The organism is Vogesella urethralis, assembly GCF_007644045.2.
Classification (GTDB): domain Bacteria; phylum Pseudomonadota; class Gammaproteobacteria; order Burkholderiales; family Chromobacteriaceae; genus Vogesella; species Vogesella urethralis.
Genome location: NZ_VMDW02000129.1, coordinates 96,490 through 111,097, shown reverse-complemented (window position 1 = coordinate 111,097; position 14,608 = coordinate 96,490). Strand labels below are relative to the sequence as shown.

The 14,608-nt window shown below is 64.0% G+C and carries 8 protein-coding genes and 2 tRNA genes; 7 read left to right on the top strand and 3 right to left on the bottom strand.

Going from position 1 to position 14,608, the window contains the following annotated elements; genetic code table 11:
• Position 1 precedes the first annotated feature (1 nt).
• Together FLQ03_RS16675 and FLQ03_RS16670 are read right to left on the bottom strand one after the other, a co-directional pair.
• Positions 2–92: transfer RNA gene (locus FLQ03_RS16675), tRNA-Ser, on the bottom strand.
• A gap of 60 nt (positions 93–152) precedes the next feature.
• Positions 153–243 (bottom strand) — tRNA-Ser (locus FLQ03_RS16670).
• A 255-nt stretch (positions 244–498) separates the two neighbouring features.
• On the opposite strand from FLQ03_RS16670, the gene FLQ03_RS16665 reads away from it, so the two are divergent.
• The 4 genes from FLQ03_RS16665 (at position 499) to serS (ending at position 5,497) form a co-directional block, all read left to right on the top strand.
• On the top strand, positions 499–2,091 hold the full coding sequence (locus FLQ03_RS16665) for an NAD+ synthase (RefSeq protein WP_144372710.1): 1,593 nt from the start codon (positions 499–501) through the stop codon (positions 2,089–2,091).
• A gap of 190 nt (positions 2,092–2,281) precedes the next feature.
• Positions 2,282–2,887: an outer membrane lipoprotein periplasmic chaperone LolA gene (gene lolA / locus FLQ03_RS16660; protein ID WP_144372709.1), complete on the top strand. Its 606-nt coding sequence runs from the start codon at positions 2,282–2,284 to the stop codon at positions 2,885–2,887.
• Positions 2,888–2,890: 3 nt separating this feature from the next.
• Positions 2,891–4,207, top strand: a complete 1,317-nt coding sequence (locus FLQ03_RS16655) for a replication-associated recombination protein A (protein WP_144372708.1) — start codon at positions 2,891–2,893, stop codon at positions 4,205–4,207.
• A gap of 3 nt (positions 4,208–4,210) precedes the next feature.
• On the top strand, positions 4,211–5,497 hold the full coding sequence (gene serS, locus FLQ03_RS16650; protein WP_144372707.1) for a serine--tRNA ligase: 1,287 nt from the start codon (positions 4,211–4,213) through the stop codon (positions 5,495–5,497).
• A 177-nt stretch (positions 5,498–5,674) separates the two neighbouring features.
• Here serS and FLQ03_RS16645 read toward each other — a convergent pair whose 3' ends face one another.
• Positions 5,675–8,155, bottom strand: a complete 2,481-nt coding sequence (locus tag FLQ03_RS16645) for an EAL domain-containing protein (RefSeq protein WP_240802302.1) — start codon at positions 8,153–8,155, stop codon at positions 5,675–5,677.
• Positions 8,156–8,492: 337 nt separating this feature from the next.
• Here FLQ03_RS16645 and FLQ03_RS16640 point away from each other — a divergent pair, with 337 nt between their 5' ends.
• From FLQ03_RS16640 to FLQ03_RS16630, 3 genes are all read left to right on the top strand, one after another.
• The gene (locus FLQ03_RS16640) at positions 8,493–9,149 is read left to right on the top strand and encodes a hypothetical protein (protein WP_144372705.1); all 657 of its coding nucleotides are present in this window, start codon (positions 8,493–8,495) and stop codon (positions 9,147–9,149) included.
• A gap of 114 nt (positions 9,150–9,263) precedes the next feature.
• Complete coding sequence (gene hrpA / locus FLQ03_RS16635; protein ID WP_144372704.1) at positions 9,264–13,220, top strand: ATP-dependent RNA helicase HrpA; 3,957 nt, start codon at positions 9,264–9,266, stop codon at positions 13,218–13,220.
• A 223-nt stretch (positions 13,221–13,443) separates the two neighbouring features.
• Entirely contained in the window at positions 13,444–14,598 is a 1,155-nt protein-coding gene (locus FLQ03_RS16630) for an HD-GYP domain-containing protein (protein ID WP_144372703.1), read from the top strand.
• Positions 14,599–14,608 lie beyond the last annotated feature (10 nt).

Sequence of the window (14,608 nt, the reverse complement as noted above, 5' to 3'; positions counted from 1 at the left end):
CTGGCGGAGAGGGGGGGATTCGAACCCCCGTCAGGGTATTACCCTGAACACGCTTTCCAGGCGTGCGACTTAAACCACTCATCCACCTCTCCAGAATGTGTTGCTGGCAGCTTGGCTGCGGCAATCTCCGGCTGGGCGCAGATTGTAAAAACTGGCGGAGAGGGGGGGATTCGAACCCCCGTCAGGGTATTACCCTGAACACGCTTTCCAGGCGTGCGACTTAAACCACTCATCCACCTCTCCAGATGGCTCTTTTCGACTTGCCGTGCGGCGTTTCGTCGTCAGAGGCTGCGCATTCTAGTGAACGACCCTGCGCTTGGCAAGCTTTTTTACAAAAAAATGCATGCATTGCCGCGCCCTGCCCGCGCCCACCGGCCAGCACCACGACACAAGTGGCTGATCCGGCAAACAAAAGCTGCGCCGGGCGCATGGTGGCAGCCAGCCAGCGCTGCCTTCAGGTAGAATTGCGGCATTGCAAAACTTATTGCCAAAGACACGATGCGCATTGCTCTTGCCCAGTTCAACCCGGTTGTCGGCGACATTGCCGGCAATACCCAGAAAATCCTGGCCCTGGCACACCAGGCCATTGCCCAGGGTGCCGACATCCTCGTCACCCCCGAGCTGGCCCTCACCGGCTACAGCCCGGAAGACCTGCTGCTGCGCGACCACTTCTACCGCGCCATTGCCGCCGGCCTGGACGAGCTGGAGCAACTGGACGGCATCACACTGGTGATCGGCCACCCGGTCAAGCTGGGCAACGAACGCTTCAACGCCGCCACCGTGCTGCGCGACGGCCACCGCCTGGGCCAGTACCACAAGATGCTGCTACCCAATAACGAAGTGTTCGACGAATGCCGTTACTTCACCCCTGGCGCGGCGCCGCTGGTATTCGAGCAGAACGGCGTGCAAGTGGGCGTGCTGATCTGCGAAGACGTGTGGTCGATCGAGCCGGCGGCCGAAGCCGCCGACGCCGGCGCCGACGTGATCGTGTCGCTGAACGCGTCGCCGTTCCACCGCAACAAGATCGAAACCCGCCACGAGATGCTGCGCTACCGGGTGCAGGAAACCGGCCTGCCCATCGCCTACGTCAACCTCACCGGCGGCCAGGACGAACTGGTGTTCGACGGCGGCTCGTTCGCGCTGAACAAGCAGGGCGAGCTGGTGGCGCAGGCCGCCGCCTACGACGACGAACTGCTGCTGCTGGACTACGACGGCCACGACTTCACCGCCGCCCGCCAGGCCACCCTGCCCGGCGAGCTGGAAAGCGTGTACCGCGCGCTGGTGGTAGGCGTGCGTGACTACATCGGCAAGAGCGGCTTCCCCGGCGCGCTGCTGGGCCTGTCCGGCGGCATCGATTCTGCCCTTACCTTGGCCATTGCCGTGGATGCGCTGGGCGCTGACCGCGTGCACGCGGTGATGATGCCGTCGCGCTACACCGCCGACATCAGCGTGGACGACAGCCGCGACATGGTGCAGCGCGTGGGCGTGAAGTACGACGAAATCGAAATCTGGCCGATGTACGAAAGCTTCATGGCGGCGCTGGCGCCGTCATTTGACGGCCTGGCGATGGACACCACCGAAGAAAACCTGCAGGCGCGCATTCGCGGCACCCTGCTGATGGCGCTGTCCAACAAGACCGGCAAGCTGGTGCTGACCACTGGCAACAAGTCGGAAATGACCACCGGCTACTGCACGCTGTACGGCGACATGGCCGGCGGCTTTGCCGTGCTGAAAGACGTGGCCAAAACCCTGGTGTTCGAGCTGTGCCGCTGGCGCAATACCGTCGGCGACATCATCCCCGAGCGCATCATCACCCGCCCGCCGTCGGCCGAGCTACGCCCGGACCAGAAAGACCAGGACAGCCTGCCGCCGTACGAGGTGCTGGACGCCATCATGGCGCGCTACGTGGAGCACAATATGTCGGCCGCCGAGATCATCCGCGACGGCTTTGCCGAGGCCGACGTCAACAAGGTGGTGCGCCTGCTGAAGATCAACGAATACAAGCGCCGCCAGGCGCCGGTGGGCCCGCGCATTACTCATCGCGGCTTCGGCAAGGACTGGCGCTACCCCATCACCAACCGTTTCAGCTAAGGCCTTGCCGGCTGCCGCCAGGCGCCGGCTACTCGCAGCAAAACGGTTGCGGCCAACCCCGCTACCCCAGGTTGGCCGCACCACGCCAGGCGGCAGGCACCGGCCGCCACTGTGTTAAGCGTTGTTAAGCGGTGCGAATCCGCGGCCGCCCCTGCGGTCACACCACCGTTGCAACCCCACAAGGAACACCATGAAAACCATTGCCAGCGCCCTGTTGTGCGTCGCCCTCGCCGCCCCGGCCCACGCCGCCGCCATCGCCCAGCTCAAACAGTTTGTCGGCAGCACCAAAACGCTGTCGGCCAACTTCAGCCAGACCGTCAGCAGCAAGGGCAAACAGGAAACCGCCAGCGGCATGATGGAGCTGCAACGCCCCGGCAAGCTGCGCTGGGCCTACAGCAAGCCGTTCGAACAGCTGATTGTCGGCGACGGCAGCACGCTGTGGATTTACGACAAAGAACTGGCGCAGATCACCAAGCGCAAACAGGCCGGCGCGCTGGGCAGCAGCCCCGCCGCCCTGTTAGCCGGCAGCAACGCCATCGAGCGCGACTACCTGCTGCGCGAAATGGGCCGCCAGGGTGACGTGGAATGGCTGGCCGCCAGCCCGAAGAAGGCCGACAACACCTTCGAATCGATCAAGATGGGCTTCAGCAGCAACCAGCTGGTGGAAATGGAGCTGACCGACAGCTTTGGCAACCTCACCCGCATCCGCTTTAGCGACATCAGGAAAAACCCGCCGCTGCCGGCGGCCAACTTCAGCTTCACGCCGCCCAAGGGCGTGGACGTGGTGAGCGAGTAAGCGATGGACCTGTTTGCGCGCGAACCGCAAAAACCGCTGGCCGAGGCGCTGCGCCCGGCGTCGCTGGATGACGTCATCGGCCAGCAGCACCTGATCGGCCCCGGCAAACCGCTGCGGCTGGCCATCGAGGCGCAAGTACCGCACAGCATGATCCTGTGGGGCCCCCCCGGCGTCGGCAAAACCACGCTGGCACGCATCCTCGCTCGTGCCTTCGACGCCGAGTTCATCCCGCTGTCGGCGGTGCTGTCCGGGGTCAAGGACATCCGCGAGGCGGTGGAGCGCGCCCACGCCACGCTTCAGCAAAGCGGCCGCCGCACCATCCTGTTTGTCGACGAGGTGCACCGCTTCAACAAAAGCCAGCAGGACGCCTTCCTGCCGTTTGTGGAATCCGGCCTGCTTACCTTCATTGGCGCCACCACCGAAAACCCGTCGTTCGAGGTCAACGCCGCGCTGCTGTCGCGCGCCCAGGTGTACGTACTGAAGTCGCTGGCCACCGACGAGCTGCAGGCGCTGTTCGAGCGGGCGGCGGCCAACGGCGCGCTGGACGGGCTGGATATCGACGCCGACGCCCGCAATGCGCTGGCAGGCTACGCCGACGGCGACGCCCGCCGCTTCCTGAACCTGCTGGAACAAACCCGTACCGCCGCGCTGGCACGCAAGACCGCGCGCGTCGACAGCGCCTTTCTGGCCGAACTGCTCAGCGTCAACGCCCGCCGCTTCGACAAGGGCGGCGACGCCTTCTACGACCAGATCTCGGCGCTGCACAAATCGGTACGCGGCTCCAACCCTGACGCCGCGCTGTACTGGCTGACACGCATGCTGGACGGCGGCGCCGACCCGCGCTACCTGGCGCGCCGCATCGTACGCATGGCGTGGGAAGACATCGGCCTGGCCGACCCGCGTGCCATGCAGATTGCCAACGATGCCGCCACCACCTTCGAACGCCTGGGCAGCCCGGAAGGCGAGCTGGCGCTGGGCCAGGCAGTGATCTACCTGGCCATCGCGGCCAAGAGTAATGCCGGCTACATGGCGTATAATGCTGCCCGCGCCTTCGTGGCAGGCGACAGCTCGCGCCCGGTGCCGGTACACTTGCGCAATGCGCCCACCCGGCTGATGAAAGAGCTGGGTTACGGCCACGAATACCGCTACGCCCACGACGAGCCGCACGCGTATGCGGCGGGCGAAACCTATATGCCGGAAGGCCTGGAAGACGTGCGCTGGTACGAACCGGTGCCGCGCGGGCTGGAGAGCAAGATTGCCGACAAGCTGGCCTTTCTGCGCCAGCTGGACGACGAAGCCCATTCAAAGAAACAGGATTAGAACATGCTGGATATCCAACTGCTGCGCAGCAATATCGATGAAGTGGCGGCCCGCCTGGCCAGCCGTGGCTACACGCTGGAGGTGGACGCCTTCAACGCCCTGGAAGCCGAACGCAAATCCCTGCAAACCCGCATGCAGGACCTGCAATCCCAGCGCAACAGCACCTCCAAGCAAATCGGCATTGCCAAGAAAAACGGCGAAGACGTGTCCGCCATCATGGCGCAGGTTGCCACCCTGGGCGACGAGCTGAAAGCCGCCGAAGACGCCTTCGCTGCGGTGCAGAGCCGCCTGGACAACTGGCTGCTGACCATCCCCAACCTGCCGCACGAGTCGGTTCCGGCCGGCGAAGACGAAAGCGGCAACGTGGAAGTGCGCCGCTGGGGCACCCCGCGCAACTTTGACTTCGACATCAAAGACCACGTCGACGTTGGCGCCCCGCTAGGCCTGGACTTCGAAACCGGCGCCAAGCTGTCCGGCGCCCGCTTTACCGTGCTGCGCGCCGACATCGCCCGCCTGCACCGCGCGCTGGCGCAGTTCATGCTGAACACCCACACCGAACAACACGGCTACAGCGAAACCTACACCCCGTACATCGTCAACAGCGACGTACTGTACGGCACCGGCCAGCTGCCGAAGTTTGCCGAAGACATGTTCCGCGTGGAGCGTGGTGGCGAAGCCGCCGCCCAGGCGCAGTACCTGATCTCCACCTCGGAAATCACCATGACCAATATGGTGCGCGAGTCGGTACTGAAGCACGACGAACTGCCGTTGAAGTTTACCGCCCACTCGCCGTGCTTCCGCTCCGAAGCCGGCGCCTACGGCCGTGACACCCGTGGCCTGATCCGCCAGCACCAGTTCGACAAGGTGGAAATGGTGCAAATCGCCCACCCGGACCACTCGTTCGCCGCGCTGGACGAAATGGTTGGCCACGCCGAGGTGATCCTGCAGCAACTGGGCCTGCCGTACCGCGTCATGGCGCTGTGCAGCGGCGACATGGGCTTTGGTTCGCACAAGACCTTCGACCTGGAAGTATGGCTGCCGGCGCAGAACACCTACCGCGAAATCAGCTCATGCTCGAACATGGGCGACTTCCAGGCGCGCCGCATGATGGCCCGCTTCAAGGACGCCGACGGCAAGAACCGCTACGTGCACACGCTGAACGGCTCCGGCCTGGCGGTGGGCCGCACGCTGGTGGCGGTACTGGAGAACTACCAGAACGCCGACGGCAGCGTCACCATCCCCGAAGTGCTGCGCCCGTACATGGGCGGCCGCGACAAGATCGGCGGTTAAGCCCTATGGCACCAGGTTGGCCGCATGCGGCCAACCCTCGCTCAGCCTGCGCCAACGCAGCGGCCGGGCATGAACAAGCCCCTGTTTGCACCGCAAACAGGGGCTTGTTGTTACAGCAAATCATGGACTCAGCAGCAGACGCGCCAACGCCAGCACGGCCAGGCACGCATAGCGGCCTTAATCCGGCAGCGCGGGGGCCGGCTGCAACAGGGCGCGGAACGCTGGCGCCGGCACCGGCTTGCCGAACAGATAACCTTGCGCCATGTGGCAGCCTTCGTCCTGCAGGAAGTCGCGGTGCGCCGGGCGCTCCACCCCTTCCGCCACGATCGACAAGCCCAGGCTGCGCCCCATCGAGATGATGGCCGAGGCAATGGCGGCGTCGTCGCGGTCGTGGTCCAGATCCTTGATGAAGGAACGGTCGATCTTCAGCACTTGTACCGGCAGGCGCTTGAGGTAGGCCAGCGACGAATAACCGGTGCCGAAATCGTCGATCGCCAGCGTCACCCCCATCGCGCGCAGGCCTTCCAGCGCCTTCATCACTTCCACGTCGGTATCCATCGCCGTGCTTTCGGTCATTTCCAGCTCGAGGCAGGCTGCCGGCAGGCCGGTTTCGGCTAACACGTCGCGCACGGTATCGACAATATGGCCGAACTTCAGCTGGCGGCCGGACAGATTGACTGCCACGCGGCCAACAAAGACGCCTTCATCCAGTAGTGACTTGGTAAAGCGACAGGCCTCCTGCAGCACCCAGCTACCCAGCGGCACGATCAGCGCGCACTCTTCGGCCACCGGAATGAACTCGGCCGGCGACACCATGCCCAGCTCCGGGTTCTGCCAGCGGATCAGCGCCTCCATGCCCACCAGCTTGCCGCTGGCCACTTCCACCTTGGGCTGGTACCACACCTGGAACTCCTGCTTCATCAGCGCACGGTGCAGGCTGTATTCCAGCTTCAGGCGCGCCATGGCACTGGCGTTCATGTCGGCGGTGTAAAACTGGAAGGTGTTCTTGCCGCGGCTTTTGGCGCGGTACATGGCCGCGTCAGCATTCACCAGCAGGCTGTCGGCGGTATTGCCGTCGTCCGGGAACATGGCAATGCCGAGGCTGGCGGAGACAAACACCTTGTTGCCCGCCCCCAGCACCACTTCGCCGGTAATGCTGTCCAGCATCGATTGCGCCATGCTGGCCACGGCGTTGGGCTGACAGGGGCCGGACAGCAGCACGGTAAATTCGTCGCCCGCCAGGCGGGCAGCCACGGCACCGGGCGGCAGCTGGTTCTGGATGCGGTTGGCAATCTTCACCAGCAGCTCGTCGCCGGCCTGGTGCCCCAGCGTGTCGTTGATCAGCTTGAAACGGTCCAGGTCGATGAAGATCAGCGCCAGCTGCTGCTCCAGCTCCTGCGCGTGCTCCACCGCCAATTGCAGTTTTTCACCAAACAGCGTGCGGTTGGGCAGCCCGGTCAGCGCGTCGTGATTGGCCAGGAAGTGCAGCCGCTCTTCCGCCTGCTTGCGCTGGGTGATATCGGTAAATACCGCCACGTAATGGCGGGCACCGCCGTGCCCGTCGGGAATGGCGGTAATGGTCAGGTATTCGGTATACAACAAGCCGCTCTTGCGGCGATTGACCACCTCGCCCTGCCACACGCCCTGCGCCTTGAGCTGGCCCCACATGCGGCGGTAGAAGTCGTCGTCCTGGCGGCCGGATTTCAGCAAGGCCGGCGTCTGGCCTACCGCTTCGTCACGGCTGTAGCCGGTAATGCGGCTGAACGCCGGGTTGACCGACTGGATGACGCCGTTAGGGTCGGTAATCAGGATGCCTTCCATGGTGGACTCGAACACCTTGTCCGCCAGTTGCAGGCTTTCACGCGAGCGCAGCAAGGCCTCGTCGCGCTCGCGCAGCACGGCGCGCAGCTCGGACAGGTATTCCTGTTCGATCGAGGCCAGGATATCGGCCATGCTGATGATGGCCAGCAGCTTGCCGTCGTCGGCCACCACACCCAGGTGGCGGATCTGGTATTCCATGAACACCTTGCGCGCGGCCAGCAGCGTCATGGTGGCCGGCACCGAACGCAAGGGGTAACTAGCCAGGTCGGCCGCACAGCGCGCCTGGTCCGGCTGCGCCAGGTGGCGCACCATGTCGCGACGGGTGATGATGCCCCAGCTGGCGTCGGCGTAGCGTACTGCCAGCGCCTCTACCGAAAAGTCGCGCATGCACTGCATCACTTCGGCAGCCGGGGCTTCGGCGTAGATCACCACCAGCGATTGCCGCGCCAGGCTGTCCAGTTGCTTCATGCGCAGGAACAGCTCGGCGTCCTGGTTCAGCAGGATGTCGGTGGCCGACACCACGCCCACCATCTGGCCGTCGCCATTGCGCACGATCAGGTGGCGCACATTGTGTTCCATCAGCATGCGGGTGGCGTCGGGCAGGCTGCAATCCAGCGCCACGCCCAGCACCGGCGCGCTCATCACCTCGGCCATGGTGCGGCTGGCGCTGTCGGCCTGGCGCAGGTCGAGCTTGATGGCGTCGGTTTCGGTCCAGATGCCGACCGGGGTGCCGCTGTCGTCCACCACCACGATGGAGCCGCACAGCGCTTCGCACATGGCTTGCGCCGCCTGCGCCACGGTCATGCCGGGCGGGCAACACAAAACGTTGCGTGACACGATGCTTTCAACGGTATGCGATAAGGACACGCCGGGCTCCGGAAGACTGACAAATAAACAAGTGTTACAGTTTAACAGCTGATTTAATGCAAAACACCATTAAATAAAGCCGTTACAACGGCGGCATCCCCAGCCAACGCCAAGGGTGACACAGCACGAGGGCACGCTGGCTTGCGCCAGGTCAGATATTACAACATCTTATTCACATATACGTTTGATGCAATAGAAAACACTTGGTTCTCGTTCAATATTCATCAACAAGATTGTGCTCATGTCACGGCTGCTTTGTGCCGATAACACAGATGCCTATCCGTACATACAGACTGGAGCCAATCAAATGGACATCAGCAGCATCAGCAGTCGCCCGCCCCTGCCCGTGGGCGTTGCGGCCGGCAACCAGCAAACACAGGCCAGCTCAAGCACCGCTACCGCTACCCCGCAGGAAACCGTCGCCCTGGGCCAGACCCCGCCCGACGAGGCCCTCACCTACCCCGACCCGCGCAAAGCCGCCGCCAAGGACAAACCCGACCTGCAGACCATGCTGGACGAATCCAACCGCAAGGTGGACGAGTTCATGCAGTTGCTGGGCGGCATGGTGGAAAAGCAGGGGCTGGAGTGGAGCAAGCTGGTCAGTGGCGAACAGAAGCTGACCGCCGACGCCGAAACCATCGCCAAAGCCAAGGAAGCCGTGTCCGAAGACGGCGAATTCGGCGTGCGCAAGACCGCCGAGCGCATCCTGACCTTTGCCAAGATGGGCATCGGTGACGACCCGGAAAAAATCGCTACCTTCCGCAAGGCGGTCGAGAAAGGGTTTGACGACGCCGCCAAAATACTGGGCGGCAAACTGCCGCAGATCAGCGAGGACACCCGCAAGGTAATCATGGGCGAGTTCGACCGCTGGGAAAAAGAAGGCATCCCCAGCGGCGACAGCGTCAGTCTGAAAAAAGCGGACAGCCCGGCCAAAACGCCAACCGGCGTCAATACCAGCGCCTGACGCACCCAGCCCGTCCGGCTGCCGTCACCCGCCCAGCCCGCCCTTGTGGCGGGCTTTGCCTTGCCTGCGCTCTGTTATACTGCCGCCTTGTCGAATTTCTGCTCTTTACCGCGCATGACCACCCCCGCCCTGTCCGACCTGAAAGCCGCGCTGGCCACCTGCCTGCTGCGCGACCGCCACGCCCTCAAACGCAAGCTGCAAGATGCCGAGCAACGCCTGCGCAAGCAGCAACCGGCCGACAAGTTGCTGGCCGACATCGCCGCGCAGATTGCGCGCTCCGCCAGCCGCGCCGCCGTGCGTGCCGAGCACCTGCCGCGGCCAACGTTTGACGACGCGTTGCCGGTGAACCAGAAGCTGGACGACATCAAAGCCGCCATTGCGGCCAACCAGGTGGTGATCATCTGCGGCGAAACCGGCTCCGGCAAAACCACGCAGCTGCCCAAGATCTGCCTGGAGCTGGGCCGTGGTGTCTACGGCCTGATCGGCCACACCCAGCCGCGCAGGTTGGCCGCACGTTCGGTGGCCACCCGCATCGCGCAGGAGCTGGGCAGCGAGCTGGGCACCCACGTCGGTTTCAAGGTGCGCTTCAACGACAAGCAATCGGAGCGCAACGTCATCAAGCTGATGACCGACGGCATTCTGCTGGCAGAAACCCAGACCGACCGCTTTCTTACCGCCTACGACACCATCATCATCGATGAGGCGCACGAGCGCAGCCTCAACATCGACTTCCTGCTGGGCTACCTGAAGCAGCTGCTGCCGCGTCGCCCGGACCTGAAAGTGATCATCACCTCGGCCACCATCGACGCCGACCGCTTCGCCCGCCACTTCGGCAACGCGCCGGTGATCGAGGTATCGGGCCGTACCTACCCGGTGGAGGTGCGTTACCGCCCGCTGAAGCAGCGCGACGAAGACGAGCGCGAAATGGAGATGGAAGACGCCATCGTCGAGGCGGTGGACGAAATCTCGCGCCACGGCCCCGGCGATATCCTGGTGTTCCTGCCCGGCGAGCGCGAAATCCGCGACACGGCAGACAAGCTGCGCCGCAGCGGCATCCGCCACTACGAGATCCTGCCGCTGTTTGCCCGCCTGTCCAACGAAGACCAGCAGAAAATCTTCAAGCCATCCGGCGGCCGCCGCATCGTACTGGCAACCAACGTGGCGGAAACCTCGCTGACCGTGCCGGGCATCAAGTACGTGATCGACACCGGCCTGGCGCGCATCAAGCGCTACAGCCCGCGCGCCAAGGTGGAACAGCTGCTGGTAGAGAAAATCTCGCAGGCGGCGGCACGCCAGCGGGCCGGCCGTTGCGGCCGGGTGGAGGCCGGCGTGTGCATCCGCCTGTACGACGAGGCCGATTTCAACGCGCGCAGCCCGTTTACCGACCCCGAAATCGTGCGCAGCAGCCTGGCCGCCGTCATCCTGCGCATGGCGGCGTTGCAGTTGGGCGACGTGGACCAGTTCCCGTTCATCGAACCGCCATCCGCACGCCTGATCGCCGACGGCTACCAGGTACTGCAGGAGCTGGGCGCCGTCAACGAACTGAAGCAGCTGACCGCCGTCGGCAAGGAGCTGGCGCGCATTCCGGTCGACCCCAAGGTTGGCCGCATGCTGCTGGCCGGCCGCGACTTTGCCTGCGTACGCGAGGTACTGATCATCGCCGCCGGCCTGTCTATCCAGGACCCGCGCGAGCGGCCATTTGAAGCACGCGAGGCTGCCGACCGCGCCCACGCCCGCTTCAACGACGAAAAATCGGACTTCCTGTCCTACCTGCACCTGTGGGACTTCTTCAGCGCCGCGCTGGCAGACAAACAAAGCAACCGCCAGCTGGTGAATACCTGCCACCAGCACTTCCTGTCGCACCTGCGCCTGCGTGAATGGCGCGAGCTGCACACACAGCTGGTAGACATCGCCGCCGACCTGGGCCTGATCGACAAGGACAAGGCCTACGCGCCGCCGGCGACGCCGACCAACCCGGAGACCAGCGCCAAGAAACGCAGCCAGGCCGAAGCCGTGGCGTACGAAAACCTGCATAAGGCGCTGCTGACCGGCCTGATAGGCAACGTGGGCATGAAGTCGCAGGAGAGCGACGACTACACCGGCGCCCGTGGCAGCAACTTCCTGGTGTTCCCCGGCACCGGCCTGAAAAAGTCGCGCCCCAAATGGATTGTGGTGGCCGAGCTGGTGGAAACCAGCAAGCTGTACGGCCGCTGCGTGGCCAAGATCGAGCCGGAATGGGTAGAGGCCGTGGCGCCGCACCTGGTGAAGCTGCATCACTACGAGCCCCACTGGGAAAAATCGCGCGGCGAGGTGGTGGCCAGCGAGCGGGTTACACTGTTCGGCCTGACGCTGATTGCGCGCCGGCCGGTCAGCTACGGCCGCATCGCACCGGAAGAAGCCCGCGAGCTGTTCATCCGTGGCGCGCTGGTGGCGATGGAATACGTCAGCAACGCCCCGTTCTTCCAGCGCAACCAGCAGCTGATCCGCGAGGTGGAGCAGCTGGAACACAAGGCGCGCCGCCAGGACGTGCTAGTAGACGAGGAAGCCTTGTTTGCGTTCTACGCCGAACGCATCGGCAGCGAGGTAGTGGACGCCGCCAGCTTCGAGGTATGGCGCAAGACCGCCGAGCAGGCCAACCCCAAGGTGCTGTTCCTCACCCGCGACGAGCTGATGCGCCACGCCGCCGAGCATGTGTCGGAAAACCAGTTTCCGGAATGGCGCGAGCTGGCCGAAAGCCGCTGCCGCCTGCGCTACCGCTTTGAACCCAACCACCCGCTGGACGGCGTCACCATCGACCTGCCGCTGGCGGTGCTGAACACATTGCAGCCGGCCGAGTTCGAATGGCTGGTACCGGGCATGATCCGCGACAAGCTGCAGGCCATGATCAAGGGCCTGCCCAAGCAGATCCGCCGCAGCTGCGTGCCGGTGCCCGATTTTGTGACCAAGTTCCTGCTGACCGAGCCCGACACCAGCAAGCCGATTGCGCCGCAGCTGGCGCACTACATCCTGCGCCACACCGGCGGCGTAAAGGTGGACCCGCTGGAATTCGACACCATGGAGCTGCCGCCGCACCTGCTGTTCAACTTCCGTATTGTGGACGACGGTAAACAGGAAATCGGCATGGGCCGCGACCTCTTGGCGCTGCAAAAGCAGTTTGGCCAGGCCGCACAGCTGACCTTCCGCGACACCAGCGCCGAGTTCGAGCGTGACCACGTCGAGGCCTGGGACTTTGGCGAGCTGCCGCAGGCCATCCAGTTTGCCCGCGGCCGCCAGCAGCTCACCGGCTTTCCGGCGCTGACCATCGAAACCGACGCCAAGGGCGAACACGTGGCCATCCGCCTGTTCGATACCGAGGTTGCGGCCAACCATGCCCACCGCCAGGGGGTGATCCGCCTGTTGCAGTACCAGCTGAAAGAGCACATGAAGCAGCTGAACAAGGGCCTGCCGGGCATGACGCAGCTGGGCCTGCAACTGCGCAATGTGTGCAATGTGGACGAGCTGCTGCAAGACGCCATCGCGGCTATCTGCGACCGCGCCTTCATCGGCGAGGACGAGCTGCCGCGTACCGAGAAAGCGTTCAACGACCAGAAAGCCCGCGCCCGCACCCGCCTGCCGGCGGTGACCCAGGCTGTCACCGGCTACCTGAACCAGGTGGCAGGCGAGTACGGCCCGCTGAGTACCAAGCTGCAAAAGCACAAGCTGGGCTACGAGCTGAAGCAGCAGCTGGAGCGCCTGGTACACAAGGGCTTCCTGCAAGCCACACCATGGAGCCAGCTGCCGCACCTGCCGCGCTACATGAAAGCGATGAGTCTGCGCATGGACAAACAGCCGACCAATGCCCAGCGTGACGGCCAGCGCGGCGCCGAAATCCGCGAGCTGTGGGCGCGCTGGGAAGCGCGCATGGCCGAAGAAGCAGAACGCGGCCAACCTTCGCCGCAGCTGCAGGCCTTCCGCTGGCACATCGAAGAGCTACGTGTCAGCCTGTTTGCACAAGAACTGAAAACACCGTACCCGGTATCGGTAAAACGGCTGCAGAAACTGTGGGACGAGCTGCCACGCGGTAGCGTCTGACCCCCGCCTGCTCCCGCCTGGCCATCTCACACCACTGACGCCGCCCCTGTTTGCCAGCCAGACAGGGGCGCCTTGCGGTGCCGACTACGCCCCTTGCCGGTCGGCGTTGTTGTAAGGCAGCCCATTTTGCCGGCAGTTGTCACGCAAGGGCGTGTGCAGGATGACTGGCACCTTTTTTGCATCGATAATCCAGAAAACACCCAACACAGCGTAGCCGGATAACATGGACAAGCAGGCCACACCGCAAGAACTGAATCACGTCGTCAAGGTAGGCGAAGCCCTGCCTACGGACATCTATGCGGCCAACGGTCTGCTACTGCTGCGCAAGGGTCACTACGTTCTGAACGAGAAGCAACGCGAACGGCTGGTGGCGCTGGGCATGACCCATCCTGCCAATGCGCTGCCGCCGGTAGAAAGCGACCTGACCCGCATTGGCGAGTTCAGCCCGTTCGAGGAAATCCAGTACGCTGCACGCCACCTCGACTACCTGCTGGGTGCAGGCCTGTCGGCCCGTGGCTTCGAACAGCGGGTCCGGGCACTGGCCAACCGCCTGATCGCGTTCACCGAAAAAGCCCCGGACGGCATGCTGGCCTCGCTGCTGCTGGTACCGCTGGCCAAATACTCGTCCGCCCACAGCATCCACGTCGGCATCATCCTGGCGGTGCTGACCCGCCGTCTGGAGCTGGACATGCCCGCCCGCAACAGCCTGATCTCGGCGGCGCTGACCATGAACCTGTCGATTGCGGCACTGATGGATGATCTGCACCACCAAAGCTCGCCACTCAGCAACGAACAACGCAGCCTGATCGAAGGCCACCCGCTGCTATCGTCGGCCATGCTGCGCGAGCTGGGCATTGAAGACGAACTGTGGCACCTGCTGGTACAAACTCACCACGAAAAGTGGGATGGCAAAGGCTATCCTTACCGGCTGGACAAGGAAAACATCGAGTCGCTGTCGCACTTGCTGCACCTGGCAGACGTTACCGCCGCCAAATTGGTACCACGTACCTATCGTGCCGCGATGAAGCCCAACCTGGCCCTGGCGCAGATCTTCATGGAAGCCAATGCCATGTTCGATTACCGCTTTACCTCGCTGCTGGTGAAAGAGCTGGGTATCTATCCGCCGGGGAGCTTCGTGCAGCTGGCCAACCAGGAAATGGGTGTAGTACTGAGCCGGCGCGACCGTGCCGACGAGCCCTGCGTCGCCGTTCTGCGCCGCAACGATGGTGCTCCGTACAACAAGCCGCAGTTACGTGAAGCCAGCTTGCGCGAGTACCGCATTACGCAAGCGATCGACCAGAAGCAGATCGGTATCCGGCCGCAGTATCTGGCGGGCTTGTGGGCGCGACACCGATCTGGAAGCGCCACTTATAAATAACACAAGCGGT

What these genes read in the sequence shown, in the direction of transcription:
- FLQ03_RS16655 (WP_144372708.1), top strand. Translation starts at nt 2,891, where the DNA reads ATGGACCTGTTTGCGCGCGAACCGCAAAAACCGCTGGCCGAGGCGCTG.
- lolA (WP_144372709.1), top strand. Translation starts at nt 2,282, where the DNA reads ATGAAAACCATTGCCAGCGCCCTGTTGTGCGTCGCCCTCGCCGCCCCG.
- serS (WP_144372707.1), top strand. Translation starts at nt 4,211, where the DNA reads ATGCTGGATATCCAACTGCTGCGCAGCAATATCGATGAAGTGGCGGCC.
- FLQ03_RS16665 (WP_144372710.1), top strand. Translation starts at nt 499, where the DNA reads ATGCGCATTGCTCTTGCCCAGTTCAACCCGGTTGTCGGCGACATTGCC.
- FLQ03_RS16630 (WP_144372703.1), top strand. Translation starts at nt 13,444, where the DNA reads ATGGACAAGCAGGCCACACCGCAAGAACTGAATCACGTCGTCAAGGTA.
- hrpA (WP_144372704.1), top strand. Translation starts at nt 9,264, where the DNA reads ATGACCACCCCCGCCCTGTCCGACCTGAAAGCCGCGCTGGCCACCTGC.
- FLQ03_RS16640 (WP_144372705.1), top strand. Translation starts at nt 8,493, where the DNA reads ATGGACATCAGCAGCATCAGCAGTCGCCCGCCCCTGCCCGTGGGCGTT.